15 protein-coding genes are annotated in these 16,010 nt (G+C 66.8%); 10 read left to right on the top strand and 5 right to left on the bottom strand.

Annotation, left to right across the window (positions count from 1 at the left end):
- The first annotated feature begins 172 nt into the window (after positions 1-172).
- The 9 genes from NK214_RS20365 to NK214_RS20325 all read left to right on the top strand — a co-directional run bounded on the left by NK214_RS20365 (position 173) and on the right by NK214_RS20325 (position 10,764).
- Positions 173-1,423, top strand: a complete 1,251-nt coding sequence (locus NK214_RS20365; protein ID WP_253315358.1) for an alanine racemase — start codon at positions 173-175, stop codon at positions 1,421-1,423.
- A gap of 197 nt (positions 1,424-1,620) precedes the next feature.
- Positions 1,621-4,230: a glycoside hydrolase family 15 protein gene (locus NK214_RS20360; protein ID WP_253315357.1), complete on the top strand. Its 2,610-nt coding sequence runs from the start codon at positions 1,621-1,623 to the stop codon at positions 4,228-4,230.
- 247 nt (positions 4,231-4,477) lie between these two features.
- Positions 4,478-5,488: a taurine ABC transporter substrate-binding protein gene (tauA, locus tag NK214_RS20355; protein WP_231580945.1), complete on the top strand. Its 1,011-nt coding sequence runs from the start codon at positions 4,478-4,480 to the stop codon at positions 5,486-5,488.
- Between the two features lie 16 nt (positions 5,489-5,504).
- Positions 5,505-6,299 (top strand): taurine ABC transporter ATP-binding protein, encoded by a 795-nt coding sequence (locus NK214_RS20350; RefSeq protein ID WP_253315356.1) that lies wholly within the window; start codon positions 5,505-5,507, stop codon positions 6,297-6,299.
- Complete coding sequence (gene tauC / locus NK214_RS20345; protein ID WP_253315355.1) at positions 6,286-7,158, top strand: taurine ABC transporter permease TauC; 873 nt, start codon at positions 6,286-6,288, stop codon at positions 7,156-7,158. Before NK214_RS20350 ends, tauC begins: the two co-directional genes overlap by 14 nt.
- Before the next feature lie 55 nt (positions 7,159-7,213).
- On the top strand, positions 7,214-8,044 hold the full coding sequence (gene tauD / locus NK214_RS20340; RefSeq protein ID WP_227106256.1) for a taurine dioxygenase: 831 nt from the start codon (positions 7,214-7,216) through the stop codon (positions 8,042-8,044).
- 188 nt (positions 8,045-8,232) lie between these two features.
- Complete coding sequence (locus tag NK214_RS20335) at positions 8,233-9,060, top strand: S1/P1 nuclease (protein ID WP_227106258.1); 828 nt, start codon at positions 8,233-8,235, stop codon at positions 9,058-9,060.
- Between the two features lie 49 nt (positions 9,061-9,109).
- Complete coding sequence (locus tag NK214_RS20330; RefSeq protein WP_107801458.1) at positions 9,110-10,207, top strand: AAA family ATPase; 1,098 nt, start codon at positions 9,110-9,112, stop codon at positions 10,205-10,207.
- 119 nt (positions 10,208-10,326) lie between these two features.
- Positions 10,327-10,764: a DUF2846 domain-containing protein gene (locus NK214_RS20325; protein ID WP_200123092.1), complete on the top strand. Its 438-nt coding sequence runs from the start codon at positions 10,327-10,329 to the stop codon at positions 10,762-10,764.
- A gap of 89 nt (positions 10,765-10,853) precedes the next feature.
- Here the strand turns inward: NK214_RS20325 and NK214_RS20320 are convergent, their stop codons facing one another.
- The 3 genes from NK214_RS20320 to NK214_RS20310 all read right to left on the bottom strand — a co-directional run bounded on the left by NK214_RS20320 (position 10,854) and on the right by NK214_RS20310 (position 13,676).
- Positions 10,854-11,288 carry a lysozyme gene (locus tag NK214_RS20320; protein ID WP_253315354.1) on the bottom strand — a complete coding sequence of 145 codons (435 nt, stop codon included), beginning with the start codon at positions 11,286-11,288 and terminating at the stop codon, positions 10,854-10,856.
- Positions 11,289-11,844: 556 nt separating this feature from the next.
- Complete coding sequence (locus NK214_RS20315) at positions 11,845-12,666, bottom strand: SAM-dependent methyltransferase (RefSeq protein ID WP_107801461.1); 822 nt, start codon at positions 12,664-12,666, stop codon at positions 11,845-11,847.
- An 83-nt stretch (positions 12,667-12,749) separates the two neighbouring features.
- Positions 12,750-13,676, bottom strand: a complete 927-nt coding sequence (locus tag NK214_RS20310) for an alpha/beta hydrolase (RefSeq protein WP_253315353.1) — start codon at positions 13,674-13,676, stop codon at positions 12,750-12,752.
- A gap of 432 nt (positions 13,677-14,108) precedes the next feature.
- Between NK214_RS20310 and NK214_RS20305 the strand changes: the two genes are divergently transcribed.
- Positions 14,109-14,480: a hypothetical protein gene (locus tag NK214_RS20305; RefSeq protein ID WP_227106267.1), complete on the top strand. Its 372-nt coding sequence runs from the start codon at positions 14,109-14,111 to the stop codon at positions 14,478-14,480.
- A 295-nt stretch (positions 14,481-14,775) separates the two neighbouring features.
- Here the strand turns inward: NK214_RS20305 and NK214_RS20300 are convergent, their stop codons facing one another.
- The gene (locus tag NK214_RS20300; RefSeq protein WP_253315352.1) at positions 14,776-15,357 is read right to left on the bottom strand and encodes a GNAT family N-acetyltransferase; all 582 of its coding nucleotides are present in this window, start codon (positions 15,355-15,357) and stop codon (positions 14,776-14,778) included.
- A gap of 9 nt (positions 15,358-15,366) precedes the next feature.
- Complete coding sequence (locus NK214_RS20295; RefSeq protein ID WP_107801465.1) at positions 15,367-15,912, bottom strand: cysteine hydrolase family protein; 546 nt, start codon at positions 15,910-15,912, stop codon at positions 15,367-15,369.
- Positions 15,913-16,010 lie beyond the last annotated feature (98 nt).

Below are 16,010 nucleotides of genomic sequence, written 5' to 3'. Positions count from 1 at the left end.
CCTGTTCAATGTCTGCTGCGCGTCGGCGATACGGCGTTGAAAACAACTTCGAAATGCTCATGTACCACTTGTACATTCCGCTTTCTCAGCTGTTTTCGCCTTGTCTCGCTCTAGCTCGCGAGACTTTGAACAGGCTCTACAACTGGCGGATAGGGATACCAGGGAGAACAGGATGATGCTGAGCGAATTTGGAGCGGAGCCCGCGCGGCACAAGGCGGCGCTGATGTTCCGCGGAGAGGGCGGGGCCAATATCCTGCATGAGGACGCCTGCCTGCCGGCACTGGTGATCAAGGAGGCCGCGCTGGACGGCAATATCCGTTGGATGCAAGGTTTCGCGGACGCGATGGGGGTTTCGCTGGCGCCGCACGGCAAGACCACGATGACGCCGGCGATTTTCCGGCGGCAATTGGCTGCCGGCGCCTGGGGACTGGGCGTGGCCAGCGCGTTTCAGGCCCAGGCGGCGGTGGCGGCCGGGGCCGAGAACGTGATCATCGCCAATCAATTGCTGGGCCGGGCGAATATGGAGCTGCTTGCCGCGCTGCTGCGGCAAGGGCGCGCCGCCCTCCATTGCTGCGTGGACAGCGTGGACAATGCGCGGCGGCTGTCGGACTTTTTCGCCGCCCGGCAACTGCGGATGTCGGTCTTGCTGGAAATGGGCGCGCCCGGCGGGCGTTGCGGCTGCCGCACCGAGCGGCAGGCTTATGCGCTGGCGGAGCACATCGCCAAGCTGCCGGGCCTGGCGCTGGCCGGCGTGGCCTTCTACGAGGGCGTAATCCATGGCGACGACGAGCAGGCGGACATCGCGGCGATACAGGCGCTGATTCAGCGCGCGGTCGCGGTGTGCGGCACGCTGCTGCGCAACGGCGACTTCGCCGGCGCGCCGGAAGTGTTGCTGACCGGGGCCGGCTCGGTCTGGTTCGACATCGTCAGCCGGCAGCTGCGGGACGCCGGCCTGTCCGGGGTGCGTCATGTGATCCGCCCCGGCTGCTATGTGACGCAGGACCACGGCATCTATCGGCAGGCTTACGCCGCGCTGCAAGCGCGCGAGCCGCTGGCGGCGCGGCTGGACGGCGGGCTGTCCCCGGCATTGGAGTTGTGCGCGCTGGTGCAGTCGCTGCCGGAGCCGGGCCTGGCCGTCGTGGGCTTGGGCAAGCGCGACGTGGCCTTCGACGCCGGCCTGCCGCAGCCGTTCGCGCAGTACCGCCAGGGGCGGCGCGTGGAATTCGCGCCCGGCGGCCTGCGCACCCGCGCCTTGATGGATCAGCACGCCTTGCTGGACTGCGGCCCCGGCCTGGACCTGCGGATAGGCGATTTGCTGGTGTTTGGCAGCTCCCACCCTTGCCTGAGCTTCGACAAATGGAAGCGCGTGTTCCTGGTGGACGAGGAGTACCGGGTGAGGGAGGAATGGGAGACGGTGTTCTGAAGCGGCTTATGCGCTGTTGAGCGGAAAACGCCTTGTCTCGCCCTGGCTCGCGAGACTTTGAACCGCGGCTAAGCGACGGGTAGGAAAATTTCAGCGCCTGACCCTAAGGCTTGGATAGGCTGAAAATCCTTTTCATTCTAAATGACATTTGGATTTTGTTTTGCTACGCTCCCTGCCAAAATCAGGAGCGAGCGGACATGATCAAGCAATGGATGGGCCTGGCCCTGCTGTTGGGCGGTTTGGGTGGCGCGGCGCAGGCCGGCGAGGCGTTTGGCGCGCCGGGACTGACGGCGGTGCGCGGCCCGGCGGCCAAGTCTTTCGTGGGCGTGGCGACGGAGGGGCCGTCGCGGGTGTATTTCACCGGCTATCGCGGCGTGGTGTCCGAGGTGTTCTACCCGGCTGTGGACACCCAGGCGGCGGTGGATCTGCAATTCCTGGTGGGCGACGCCGGCGGCGGCTTCGTCGACGAGGAAAAGCGGCAGGACTACCGCGTGCAGCGGCTGCATCCGCGCAGCATGAGCTGGCAGGCGCAGACCGGCAACCCGGCCCATCACTGGCGCATCAGCAAGCGCATCTTCACTGATCCGGCGCGCGACGCGCTGATCCAGCGCGTCACCTTCAGCGCGCTGGACGGCCGCCGCGTCGGCGATTTCCGGCTTTATCTGCTGTTCAAACCCTATCTGGACAACGCCGGCGCCGGCAATAGCGCCGCCACCCTGGCGCGCGCCGGCGGCGGCGCGGCCTTGGCGGCCAGCCGCAATCAGCGCGCCTCGGCGCTGCTGAGCAGCCTGCCGTGGAAGACGCAGAACGGCCGCCGCATGCTGTCCAACGGCTTTGTCGGCCTCAGCGACGGCTGGACCGATCTGCTGGGCGGCGGCGCCGACAAGCGCATGGACTGGACTTTCGATTCCGCCGGCAATGGCAATGTGGCGCAGATGGGCTGGCTGGAACTGGGCGACCCGCGCGCGGCCAGCGTGTCCTTCGACGTGGTGCTGGGCTTCGGCGCCAGCCAGGGGCAGGCGCTGGACACGGCCGAGGCGGCGCTGAGCGGCGATCTGGACGCGGCGCAGCGGCGCTACGACGCCGGCTGGCAGGCTTACGCCGCCGGCCTGTCCGATCAGGGCGGCAGCGCCGACGACGGCTACTACCTGGCGGCGATGACGCTGAAAACCATGCAGGACAAGGCCAGCGGCGCGATGGTGGCCGGCCTGGGCACGCCGTGGGGCGCCAGCCAGGGCGACGCCAACGCCGGCGGCTACCACCTGGTGTGGCCGCGCGACCTGTTCAAGTTCGCCAACGCCCTGCTCACCGCCGGCGACCGCGCCACCGCCGCGCGGGTGACGGATTATCTGTTCAACACCCTGCAGCAGCGCCGCGACTGCGGCGCGGCGGAATACGACGCCGCCGGCTGCCCGGACGGCTTCAGCCGCAACGGCCGCTTTCCGCAAAACGCCTGGGTTAGCGGCGCGCAGTATTGGCAGGGCACCCAGATGGACGAGCAGGCCATGCCCATCCTGCTGGCCTGGCGCCAGGGGCCGGCGGTGTATTCGCCGCTGTGGCCGCGCATCAAGCTGGCCGCCGACTACATCCTGAGCGCCGGGCCGTGGACCTACCAGGAGCGCTGGGAGGAAAACAGCGGCTATTCGCCGTCCACGCTGGCGGCGCAGATCGCCGGCCTGGCCGCCGCCGCCGACATCGCCCGCGCCAACGGCGACGACGCCAGCGCCGCGCACTATCTGTCCGCCGCCGATTACTGGCAGCAGAACGTGGACGCCTGGACCTTCACCCGTAGCGGCGGCTTTGGCGACGGCCGTTATTATCTGCGCCTCAATCCGTCCGCGCGCGCCGGCGGGGCCGGCCGTGCCGGCCAGGCGCCGATGCTGGGTCCGGACACGCCGCAGGCGCTGGAAGTGAAGAACGGCGGCGGCAGCCGCGACGCGCGCCGGGTGGTGGACGGCGGCTTCCTGGAACTGGTGCGCATGGGCGTGAAGCGCGCCGACGATCCGGCGGTGCTCGCCACGCTGGGCATTTACGACGCGGTGCTGGGCCAGCGCTTGGACCTGCCCGGCGCGCCGGCGCTGCCGGTCAACGCCTGGTTCCGCTACAACTTCGACGGCTACGGCGAACGCAACGACGGCGGCGATTTCGCCGGCAGCGGCGTGGGCCGGCTGTGGCCCATCTTCACCGCCGAGCGCGGCGTCTACGAGATTGCGCGCCAGGGCGGCGGCGCGGCCGGCCAGCCCTATCTGGCCGCCTTGAAGCAACTGGCCACGCCGGAGGGCATGCTGCCGGAACAGGTGTGGCCGCACAGCGCGGTGCTGCCGGACGGCTGGGCGGTGGAGACGCCGGCCGGCAACCGCGCCGGCACGCCCACCCGCTCGATCGCGCCGCTGAGCTGGGCGATGGGCGAGTACATCAGCCTGCTGGCCTCCATCCGCGCCGGACGCGTCGTCGATCTGCCGGAAGCCGCCTGCGCGCGTTACTACGCCTGCCGGGTGGAACCCAGGGCCGGAGAGGCGACGGTGGAGATCCAGGCCGCCGCCGATACCAGCTGGGGGCAGCAGCTGTACGTGACCGGAGCGGCGCGCGCGCTGGGCAATTGGAACACCGATCTGGGCCTGCCGGCGGACGCGGCGGCCTACCCGCTGTGGAAGACCCGGGTCAATCTGCCGGCCGGCCAGCGCATCGAGTACAAGTACTACCGCAAGAACGCCGACGGCAGCGTGAGCTGGGAGCAGCGCGCCGGCAACCGGGTGTTGCAGGCGCCGGCCGGCGGGCTGACGCTGAGTGATCAGGTGAACTGGTAAGAACCTGTTTACGATCTGCTGCGCGTCGGCGATACGGCGTTGAAAACGAACTCAAAATGCTCATGTACCACGTGTACATTCCGCTTTTTCGCTCGTTTTCGCCTTGTCTCGCTCTTGCTCGCGAGCCTTTGAACAAGCTCCAATACGCTATTGATTTATTTGGAATATTGAAAGCAAATTTAATTACTTTTTGATATTAAACATGGCTTTTATAGTGTGCTGAGTCCCCCTTGTTCAGGAACTCGCCATGTCCATGTTCATCTCCCGCCGTTCCCTGCTGGCGCTCAGCCTCGCCAGCCTGTCCTTCCTCGCCTTGGCGGCACACGCCGCCGAGGCGCCCATCGTCATCGGCTACCAGACCGGGGTCGATCCCTCCAAAGTGGCCCAGGCCGACGGCTTGTATGAAAAAGCCATCGGCCGGCCGCTGCAATGGCGCAAGTTCGAGAGCGGCGCGGAAGTGCTGGCCGCGCTGGCTTCCGGCGATGTGCATATCGCCGATCTGGGCTCCAGCCCGCTCAGCGCCGCCGCCACCCGCCAACTGCCGATCCAGACCTTTCTGATCGTCGCCGAGATCGGCAACTCCGAGGCGCTGGTGGCGCGCAAGGGCAGCGGCATCAAGACCCCGCGGGACCTGATCGGCAAAAAGGTGGCGGTGCCCTATGTCTCCACCACCCATTACAGCCTGCTGGCCGCGCTCAAACACTGGAAGCTGGACCCGGCCAAGCTGTCCATCGTCAATCTGCGCCCGTCCGAGATCAGCGCCGCCTGGCAGCGCGGCGACATCGACGCCGCCTATGTCTGGGACCCGGCCTTGAGCCAGGCGCTGAAAACCGGCTCGGTGCTGGTCAATTCCGAACAAGTGGGGCAGTGGGGCGCGCCCACTTTCGAAGCCTGGGTGGCGCGCAAGGATTTCGCCGCCGCCCAGCCGCAGGCGCTGGCCGCCTTCGCCAAGGTGACCTTGCAGGCCTTCGCCGATTACCGCGCCAAGCCGGCGGCCTGGAGCGCCGGCTCGCCGCAGGTGGCCAAGATCGCGCGGCTGACCGGGGCCGATCCGGCGCAGATTCCCGGCCTGCTGGCCGGCAGCCGCTTCCCGCTGGCGCAGGAGCAGCTGTCGCCGCGCTTGCTGGGCGGCGGCACCGCCAAGGCGCTGCGCGACACCGCCTTGTTCCTGAAGGAACAGAAGAAGGTGGAAGCGGTGCTGCCGGATTATCAAGCCTATGTCGAGCCGCGCTTCGTGCGGCTGGCGCAGCCGCGCTGAGCGCGAGGAGGCCGCGATGGCGAGCTTGATCGTGGAAAACGCCGGCGTCAGCTACGCCGGCCCGTCCGGCCCGGTGCAGGCGCTGGACCGGGTGTCGCTGGAGCTGCGTTCCGGTGAGATCGTGGTGGCCCTGGGGCCGTCCGGCTGCGGCAAGTCCACCTTGCTGGGGCTGATGGCCGGCTTCCAGACGCCCAGCCAGGGCCGGGTGCTGGCCAATGGCCGGCCGGTGCGCGGGCCGGGCGCGGACCGCGGCGTGGTGTTCCAGGACGACGCGCTGATGCCCTGGCTCAACGCCGAGGACAATGTCGCCTTCGGCCTGCGCCTGCGCGGGATGCCGCGCGAACAGCGGCGACTCGAGGCGCGCCGCATGCTGGGCTGGGTGGGGCTGGAAGCCTTCGCCGGCCACGCGCTCAGCCAGATGTCCGGCGGCATGCGTCAGCGCCTGGGCCTGGCGCGCGCGCTGGCGGCCGATCCCGACTTCCTGCTGCTGGACGAGCCCTTGGGCGCGCTGGACGCGCTGACCCGGGAAAAGATGCAGTCGCTGATCCTTAGCCTGTGGCAGCGCAGCGGCAAGGGCATCTTCCTGATCACCCACAGCATCGAGGAAGCGCTGTTCCTCGGCACCGAGCTCTTGGTGCTGACGCCGCGCCCCGGCCGCATCGCGCTGCGGCAGAAACTGGGCTTCGCCCACCGCTACGCCGTCGGCGAATCGGCGCGCTCGATCAAGGCCGATCCCGCCTTCATCGCCATGCGCGAGCATTTGCTGGACTGGATTTTCCGCGCCGAGGAGGCCGACCATGCCGCCGCTTGAACTGACTGAATTGGGTCCGGCCGCGCAGGCCGAGCTGAGCGCGCCGCCGCCGGCCCATGCCCCCGCACCGCTCTCCGGCCGCTTCGCCGCCTGGCGTCGGCGCTGGCCCAGCGCGCTGTCCGTGGGCGGCCTGCTGCTGCTGTGGTGGGCGGCCAGCGCCGGCGGGCTGGTGTCGCCGCTATTCCTGCCCGGCCCGGCCCAGGTGGCGGCGCGGCTGGCGGACCTGGCCGTCAACGGCTTCATGGACGCCAGCCTGTGGCGTCACGCCGCCGCCAGCCTGGGCCGGGTGGGCCTGGCGCTATTGCTGGCCGCGGCCACCGCGGTGCCGCTGGGCATGCTGATGGGCCTGAGCCGGCGCGCGCATGCGGCGCTGGACCCGCTGATCGAGTTCTACCGGCCGGTGCCGCCCTTGGCCTATCTGCCCTTGATCGTGATCTGGTTCGGCATTGGCGAGGCCAGCAAGGTGCTGCTGATCTATCTCGCCATCTTCGCGCCGCTGGCCATCGCCACCGCCGCCGGCGTGCGCCGCGCGGACCCGGCGCGGCTGCAGGCGGCGCGCTCGCTGGGCGCCAGCCGCGGCCAGCTGCTGCGGCTGGTGGTGCTGCCCAGCGCGCTGCCGGAGATCCTGACCGGGCTGCGCATCGGCCTGGGCGTGGGCTGGTCCACCCTGGTGGCGGCGGAGCTGGTGGCCGCCACCCGCGGCCTGGGTTTCATGGTGCAGTCCGCCGCCCAGTTCCTGGTCACCGACGCGGTGATCGCCGGCATCCTGATCATCGCCTGGATCGCGCTGGCGCTGGAATTGGGGCTGCGTTGGGTGGAGCGGCGCTTCGCCGGCTGGGCCGCGCCGGAACGTTTTTGAGCGAGTTTTCGATTTTTTGGATTTGGTTTCCGCCGCGCGGATAAGGAGCACATTCATGAGCCTGCAACTGCAAGCCATCAGCCCGGCCCTGGGGGCCATTGTTTCCGGCGTCGATCTGAGCGCGCCGCTGTCCGGCGCCGAGCGCGACGCGATCGAGGCGGCGCTGTTGCGCCATCAGGTATTGTTCTTCGAGAACCAGCCGTTGACGCCGCGCCAGCAGCGCGATTTCGCCGCCCGCTTCGGCGATCTGCACCTGCATCCGGTCTACCCGACGGTGGCGGAGCAGCCGGAAATCATCGTGTTGGACACCCATGTCGACAATCTGCCGGACAACGACAACTGGCATACCGACGTCACCTTCATCGCCGCCCCGCCGCTGGGCGCGGTGCTGGCGGCGCGGCAGCTGCCGGAGGTGGGCGGCGACACGCTGTGGAGCAGCAACAGCGCCGCTTACGACGCGCTGTCGCCGGCCTTGCGCGCGCTGCTGGACGGCCTCAGCGCTGAGCACAGCTTTATTCATTCCTTCCCGGAAAGCCGCTTCAAGGACACGCCGCAATACACGCGCTGGCAACAGGCCAGCCGCGACCATCCGCCGGTGGTGCACCCGGTGGTGCGCACCCATCCGGTCACCGGCCGCAAGGGCCTGTTCGTCAACGAAGGCTTTACCACCCGCATCCTGGAACTGGCGCCGCGCGAGAGCGATGCCCTGCTGGCCCTGCTGTTCGCCCACGCCGCGCGGCCGGAATTCACCGTGCGCTGGCGCTGGAAGGAAAACGATCTGGCGTTCTGGGACAACCGCGTGACCCAGCATTACGCGGTGGCGGATTACCTGCCGCAGCGGCGGGTGATGCACCGCGCCACCATCCTGGGCGACCGGCCGCGTTGAGCGCGGCGGAATGAGCAGGAAAAGGAAACCCGGCATTGCCGGGTTTTTTTACGGGGTCGTACAGCGTATATCTTCAAATGAAATGATATTGGCATCTTAATTTAACGGTTTTCGGGTAATATCCGTTCGCCATAAAAAGACGGGCGGCGCGCCCGTCTCGGCATATCACAATCACAAGAGAAACCGTCATGAAGAAATTTACGCTCGCCCTGCTGTTGTCCGCCGCTTTCGCGCTGCCCAGCGCCCAAGCGCTGGCCTGGGGTCAGGAAGGCCACCGCGTCACCGGCTACGTCGCTCAGCAATTGTTGAGCCCCCAGGCCAAGGCCGCGGTCAATCAATTGATCCCCAACGCGGACTTCGCCCAGCTGGCCTTGTACATGGACCAGCACAAGCAGGAATTGAAACAGCAGCTGCCGGGCTCGGATCAATGGCATTACAACGACGAACCGGTGTGCGACGGCGTGGAAGAGGACGATTGTCCCAGCGGCAACTGCGCGTCCAATCAGATCGGGCGCTACAGCAAGGTGCTGGCCGACAAAACCGCGAGCAAGTCCGCCCGCGCCCAGGCGCTGACCTTCCTGCTCCACATGATCGGCGACATCCACCAGCCGCTGCACGCGGCCGACAACCACGACCGCGGCGGCAACGACGTCAAGACGCGGCTGGCCGGCAGCAACAAGACCGGCAATCTGCATTCGGTGTGGGACACCGCCCTGGTGCAGCAGGCCTTGAGCGGCGCCAACGAGCAGAGCTGGGCGACGCAGAACCTCAAGTACTACGCGCGCAACATCGCCGGCTGGCAGAGCGGGCAGGTCAATGACTGGATCAAGGAATCCAATCAGTACGCGCGCAGCGAGGTCTACGGCCCGCTGTCCAACTTCAGCTGCGGCCAAGCCCCCAGCGACGTGGCCTACCTGGACCGCACCTACCAGACCGCCGGCGCTCAGCTGGTCAAACAGCAGCTGGTCAAGGCCGGCGCGCGCATCGCCATGGTGATCAACCAGGCGCTGCAGTAAAACGGCGCGTCCGCGCTAGAATGGCGGCTCCGTCGTCACCGGAGCCGCCATGTCCATTCACGAGCTCAGCCTCAAGGGTTTCCGTTCCATCCGTCAGCTGCGGCTGGAGCTGGAGCCGCTCAACGTCGTCGTCGGGCCCAACGGCTGCGGCAAATCCAATCTCTACAAAGCGGTGCGCCTGCTCCACGAGGCCGCCTGCGGCCGCCTGTCCGCGGCGCTGGCGGAAGAGGGCGGCATTCAGAAGGCGATGTGGGCCGGTGGCCTGCGCCGCGGCGACCGCAAGGGCGAGCCCAAGCGCATGGCGCTGGCGGCGCGGCTGGCCGATTACGACTACGAATTGCAGCTGGGCTACCCCGAGCCCAGCCGCAGCCTGTTCTCGCTGGACCCATTGGTGAAGGAGGAAACGCTGTGGCTGGCCGGCCAGGGCCGCCGCCCCTCGGCCCAGGTGCTGGAGCGGCGCAATCAGAGCGCCTTTCTCACCAGCGTGGACGGGGTCAGGACCACCTATCCCTTGGGCCTGCAGGCCGAGGAGTCGGTGTTCGGCCAATTGGCTGAGCCGCATCTCTATCCCGAGGTGTCGCAAGTGCGGGAGACGCTGCGGCGCTGGCGTTTCTACCATGAGTTCGCGGTGTGGCCCGGCTCGCCGCCGCGCGCGCCGCAAGTGGGCATCCGCTCGCCGGTGCTGGCGCACGACGGCGGCAACTTGGCGGCCGCCTTCCAGACCATTGTGGAGATCGGCGACGTCGAACTGCTGCACAGCGTGCTGGCCGACGCGTTTCCGGACAGCCGCTTCCAGACGGAGGCGCTGCATGGCCGTTTCCAGATGCTGATGCAGCGCGACGGCATTCTGCGGCCGCTGGAGGCGGCCGAATTGTCCGACGGCACCTTGCGTTTCCTATGCCTGGCGGTGGCCTTGCTCAGCCCGCGTCCGCCGGCCTTCATGGCCTTGAACGAGCCGGAAAACAGCCTGCACCCGGACTTGTTGCCGGCCTTGGCGCGGCTGATCGCCGAGGCCGGCCGCCACAGCCAGCTGTGGGTGACCAGCCATTCGCCGCGCTTGGCGGAGCTGATCGCGCGGCACCGGCCGCTGCGCCGTTTCATGCTGGCGCAGCGCGACGGCGAGACGGTGTTGGCGGACGAGGATTGAGCCGGGGCCGCGAGGCCGGTTCGGCATTTTCGGAAAGTGAAAATGGATGGATGCGAGGCGGAATATTTGCATGTAGAATCCCCGCCGCCATACCATTTAAATATAAGAAAGAACTTTCCGTGAAAAAACTATTTGCCGCTGCTTCTCTGTTGGCCCTGCTGTCCGGCTGCGCCTCCACCACGCTGGCCACGCCCGAGGCGGACGCTCAAGCCAAGCAGTTCAACGCCCAGCCGGCCAAGGCCCGCGTCTACATCTATCGCAACGAGGCGATGGGCGCCGCCGTGAAAATGAATGTTCTGGCCGACAACAAGGCCTTGGGCGACACCGTGGCCAAAACCTACATCATGGCCGATCTGGAGCCGGGTTCGCACACGCTGGTGGGCAAGGCCGAGAACGATTCCAGCCTGACCCTGGACATGGTGGCGGGCAAGATTTACTACGTTTGGCAGGAAGTGAAGATGGGCGTGCTGTACGCTCGCAACAAGCTGCAGAGCGTTGACGAGGCCGAAGGTCAAAAAGGGGTGAAAGAGTCCCAACTGGTGCAGTCGCCGCAATAAGACACGGCGGCGGCGCGGCTGAGTTCGCCGCGTTCCGTAAAAAAGCCCAAGCGGATGCTTGGGCTTTTTTCATGGCTCAGACCACGTGCTCAGACCGGTTGCAGAAACAGGGCCTGCTCCGCCGCGCGGCGGCGGGTGAGGCCGGGCAGCACTTTGCCGCCGGCCTTGTTCCAGCGCGGAAACTGGGCGGCGGCGCCGGCGTAGTCGCGCTGATTGAGCAGGCGCAGCAGGGTGGAGTTCTGCAGCGAACCCAGGCCCAGGTTGTAGCTGAAGCTGAGCAGCGCGTCGAACTGGTTCTGGTTCAGCGGCACCTGGACCAGCCGGGAGACGCCGGTTTCGAAGCGGTTCAAATCGCGCGCCAGCAGCGCGTCGGCCTGGGCCTGGCTGATGACCAGACCCGGCGTCACGTCCGGACCGGTGTGGCCGTAGCCTATGGTCCAGACGCCCACCGCGTCCTGGTAGGCCTTGAGGCGCAGGCCTTCGAATTGCTGGATCAGTTTGACGCCGTTGGCGCTGATATTCATGTCGGGCTCCTGGGAAGGGCCCCCGGCGGACGCGGAGAAACGCTCGGAAGAATCTGAGGCGGGAGGAGAAGCGGGCGGGGGCGGGACCGGCCGCGCGGGGCGGTCCGGGTGCGTCGTTCCCATTATGCTCAGGGCCCGGAAACGGGCCGAGGCGACGGGTGTCAGTGGCGTAGTTGGACCTGTTTACGATATTTTGAGTTTTGAGTCCGCTACGCGGATGATGATTTAGGGCCGGTTCCGCCCTGACCGAGCGAAGCAAGCGTAGCGTCGCGAGGGAATAAAACGGAAAGGGGAATTTGCGCGGCCAAATTCCCCTTTACCCCAAAGGCCGCCCTGCAAGCCTGGCCTACGGCTTCCCGCCGGTTCCCGTCAGTCCCGAGGCGCGGCTGAACTCGCAGCGCGCTAACGTCGCGCTGCTCGAACAGGCAGCCGCTTAAGACCTCGGGCCTGCCACCCGTCGGCAGGCTTGAAGGGAGTGAGGGCGCGTCGAATACGCGGTTTCCATCGTATTAACGATGCCGCAACCCGCGAATCATTAAAGCCTTTGAACTGGCTACTAGTAAACAAAGCGCTCGCGCAGGTCTTCCAGGTTCAGCTCTTTCAAAATCGCCTCCTGGCGTTCGCGTGCGCTGTTTTTGCGCTGGCCGGTGTACTTGGCGATGATCAGCTCGTTCTTCATCGAGTGTTCCCAGCCCACCAGCTCGGTGACGGTGAGCTGATAGCCGCGCGCTTCCAGCTGCAGGCAGCGCAGCACATTGGTCAGATGGCTGCCGAACTCGCGGGTGTGGATGGGGTGGCGCCACATCTCGGACAGCGGGGTCAGGCCGAAGCTCTGGTTTTTCTTCTGGCGCAGCACGCCGGCCACTTCCGCCTGGCAGCAGGGCACCAGCACGATGTAGCGCGCGTTCTTGGCCAGCGCGAAGCGGATGGCGTCGTCGGTGGCGGTATTGCAGGCGTGCAGCGCGGTGATGATGTCCACCTGCTCCGGCAATTGCTCCGAGGTGATCGACTGTTCCACGCTCAGGTTCAAAAAGCCCATGCGTTCGAAGCCTAGGCGGGCGGCCAGCTCTTGCGAGCGGCTGACCAGTTCCGGCCGGGTTTCGATGCCGTAGACGCTGCCGGCGGCCTTGTCCTTCAGGAACAGGTCGTAAAGGATGAAGCCCAGATAGGATTTGCCGGCGCCGTGGTCGGCCAGGCTCATCTCGCCTTTTTCCGCCAGCACGTCGGCCATCAGCGGCTCGATGAACTGGTACAGGTGGTAAACCTGTTTCAGCTTGCGGCGGGTGTCCTGGTTGATCTTGCCGTCGCGGGTCAGGATGTGCAGCTCTTTGAGCAGTTCCAGCGATTGCTGCGGTTTGATCTCGGGAATCAGGCTCATGGCGGCCTCCTGCGAAAAACGAATCGCCGGATTTTAGTCCAATTCGCGCCGGCGCGCTTGGGCGCTGGTTTCAATGCGCCTGTCTAACTGGCCGGCTGCGCGCTAATCCGCTCCAGCCAGCGCAGCATGTCCTGCTCCACTTCCACGCGGTTGGTTTCGTTCAGCATTTCGTGGCGGCCGCCGGGGTAGACCGTGGTCTGCACGTCGAGCAGGCCGGCCTCGCGGTAGCGGATTTCCAGCTGGCCCAGGCCCAGCTTGCCCAGGCTGACCGGGTCGCGGCTGCCGGCCAGCAGCCAGACCGGACAGCGGCGCGGCAGGCTGTCGCCGCTCGCCTCGCCGCGTTCCATGGCGATGATGCCGCCGAACAAATCTATCCACAGGCCGGGGCAGGGGTCGAAACCGCATAGCGGGTCCGCCAGGTATTTGTCCACTTCCGCCGGGTCGCGGCTCAGCCAGTCCATGCCGGTGCGGGCGGGCAGAAAGCCCAGGTTGAAGCTGCCGAAGACCAGCCGCGCCAGCAGCCGGCTGGGGCGTTCCGGGCTGCCGAAGCGGGCCACCAGCCGCGCCAGGCCGCGCAGCAGCCAGGCCAGCGGCCACTGGCGGTAGCCGGTAGCGGACAGGACCAGGCCGGACAGCGCCGCGCCGTGGCGCAGGAAATAGGCGCGGGCGATGAAGGAGCCCATGCTGTGGCCGAACAGCGCCACCGGCAGGCCGGGATGGCGTTCCGTGGCGTGGCGGCGCAGGGTGTCCACGTCGGCCACCACCTTGTCCCAGCCGCCGTCGGCAGAGAAATGGCCGCGCAGCCGCGGCGCGGCGCCGTGGCCGCGGTGGTCGTGGGCGTAGACCGCGTAGCCGGCGGCGGTCAGGGTTTGGGCGAAGCGGTGGTAGCGCACCGCGTATTCGCTCATGCCGTGGGAGATCAGCACCACGGCGCGCGGCGCGCCGTCCGGCAGCCAGCAGGCGGCGTGCAGGATTTCCCCGTCGTCGGCGTTCAGATGGAAGGTTTGCATGGTGTTGAGCCCTTTTATGGCCTGTTTTGACTGCGCCGCGGCATCAGGGTTGCGGCGAAGCGGCGGCTTCACAGCAGAACATGGCGCAAGGATGCTGGCAAGCGCTATCCAAATGTCCTGGCCTGTTCGCCGCCATGGGGTGGGGGCCGTTTTGCTAGGCCTTCCCGGACGCGCCGCGCTTGACCAGACCAAGCTGGGTGGGCACCATGAGCCGCGTGCCGTTTCATACAGCGTGGCATCAGGAATGGAAGCCTGAATAGAATCGGGGGATATCATCCCAATGCCACGCTATAGCTGCGCCCATCAGGGCAGGTTATGGCAGGGAGGCCTTTGGCCTGCTGGCTCCGATTCGCCTGCCTTCCAACCCTGTCATATGCCTGCCCATCGTGATTGGAAGCGGGATGGCAGGCTCATTTTGGATCGGAGCCCGTCATGCCTCTATTGTCAGTTCTATCCCTGCTTTCCAAACCGCCTCCGCCCAAGGAGGCCGCTCAATCTCCAGCCGCTCTCCCAGCGGCCAGCCGTCTGATCAAGACCGTCAAACATCTGCAAGGTCTGCGTTCGGAAAATACCGCGCTTGCCGCCATCGATCCCGTTCTGATTCATTTAGCTCGTTGCTGCGAGCATTACGACGATATCGCCGAAGAGTTGCGTCAATGCAATGAGGCCTTGGGCGCGGTGCTGTTGATGCTGCGTCACACCGAAAACGCGCAAGTGCGCGGCAAGGCGCTGTGGGCCTTGCTGGAGCCTTTGCAGCAGCGTTTGCAGGGGGCGATGGAGAGGCTGGAGACGGTCACGTCTTAGAACCTGTTTACGATCCGTTGCGTGTCGCGAGCAAGGCCTTGTTTCGCCTTGGTTGGCGTAATCCTCAACCGCGGGTGCTGGTGGGTATCGCCTGCGGCTCCACCCACCCTACGCACGACCGTTTGCCATGAGTAGGGTGGGTGGAGCGCAGCGATACCCACGCGGAGGTCTTGGAGAGCTTCGGATCGGCGGTGTCCTGTGCGCCAAGCCAGGGCCAAAACACTGAACAGGTCGTGCACAGGCTTTTAGCGTGGCTACTCGTCCTACTGATGCGCAGCGGATGGTGGACAGGCGCTCAGGCCAGCATGTGTTCCGGGTCGAAGTCCGGATTCAGCCGCGAGCTCAGCACGTGGTCGCGCCAGGCGCCGTTCAGATAGAGATAATTTTTGGCGTGGCCTTCGATCTCGAAGCCCAGCCGCTTGAGCAGGCCGGCGCTGCGCAGATTGTGTGGCTGGTAGTTGGCCTGGACCCGGTGCAGCCTGAGGGTGTCGAAGGCGCAGCGTATCACCGCTTCCAGCGCTTCGCGCATCAGGCCCTGGCCCTGGCAGTGCTGGTCCAGCCCATAGCCCAGGTGACAGGATTGGAAGGCGCCGCGGCTGATATTGCTGAGGCCGACGCTGCCGATCACCCGTTCCGGCTCGGCGTGCAGCGCCAGCAGGAAGCGGCCGCCGCGGCCTTCTTCCCAGTCGCGGGCGCGCTGGCGCAGCTGCATGGTCCAGTACAGCTCGGTGAAGAACATGTCGCCGGGCTTGGGGTCCCAGGGTTCGAAGTGCTGGCGGTTGCGGACGTGGAAATCCAGCATCGCGCGCGCCTGCGCCGGCTGAGCCGGCAACAGCAGCAGGCGCGGCGTGTTGAGGGTGGGCTGGGCGATGGGCATGCGGAGCGGTCAGGCGCTGGCGGGGAAGGCGATCTCGGCCGCCGCGCGCAGCAGGATGGGCACGCCGAAGCTGCCCAGCTTGGGCAGGGTGGCGTTTTCATGGGCGCGAATCTGGGCGGCGCTGGCGTGGTCCTTGTCGTGGGTGGTGTGCGCGTCGCTGGCCAGGATGATGGCGTAGCCGTGGGCCGCCGCGCTGCGGGTGGTGGTGTCGATGCAGAATTCGCTGGCGTAGCCGGCGATGACCAGTTGGCCGACGCCCCATTGTTGCAGTTGCTGATGCAGGCCGGTGCGCAGGAAGGAGTCCGGCGTGGTCTTGCGCAGGTAGTGGTCGTCCGGCTGGGCGTCCAGGCCGCGGGCCAATTGCCATTCCGCCGAGCCGTGGATCAGCGGCGCGCTGGCGCGTTCATGCTGAACCCAGACCACCGGCGTTCCGGCCGCGCGCGCGGCGGCGGCCAGTTGATTGAGGCGGGCGATGACGGCGTCGGCGTGGTCGGCGCGGGGTTCGTGGTCGAACATGCCGCTTTGCACGTCGATGATCAGCAGGGCGGTTTTCATCGGGGTTTCCTGTCGCGGGATTGAGTCGCCAATGTCATATGAAACGGCTTAAAAAGCAAGCCCCGCCGGGGCGGGGCTTGGGTGGAAACTTGGAATCT

The sequence above is a fragment of the Chromobacterium sp. S0633 genome, from assembly GCF_024158805.1.
GTDB lineage: Bacteria > Pseudomonadota > Gammaproteobacteria > Burkholderiales > Chromobacteriaceae > Chromobacterium.
The sequence above is the reverse complement of the archived record's forward strand: the minus strand, read 5'-3'. Positions and strand labels throughout refer to the sequence as shown.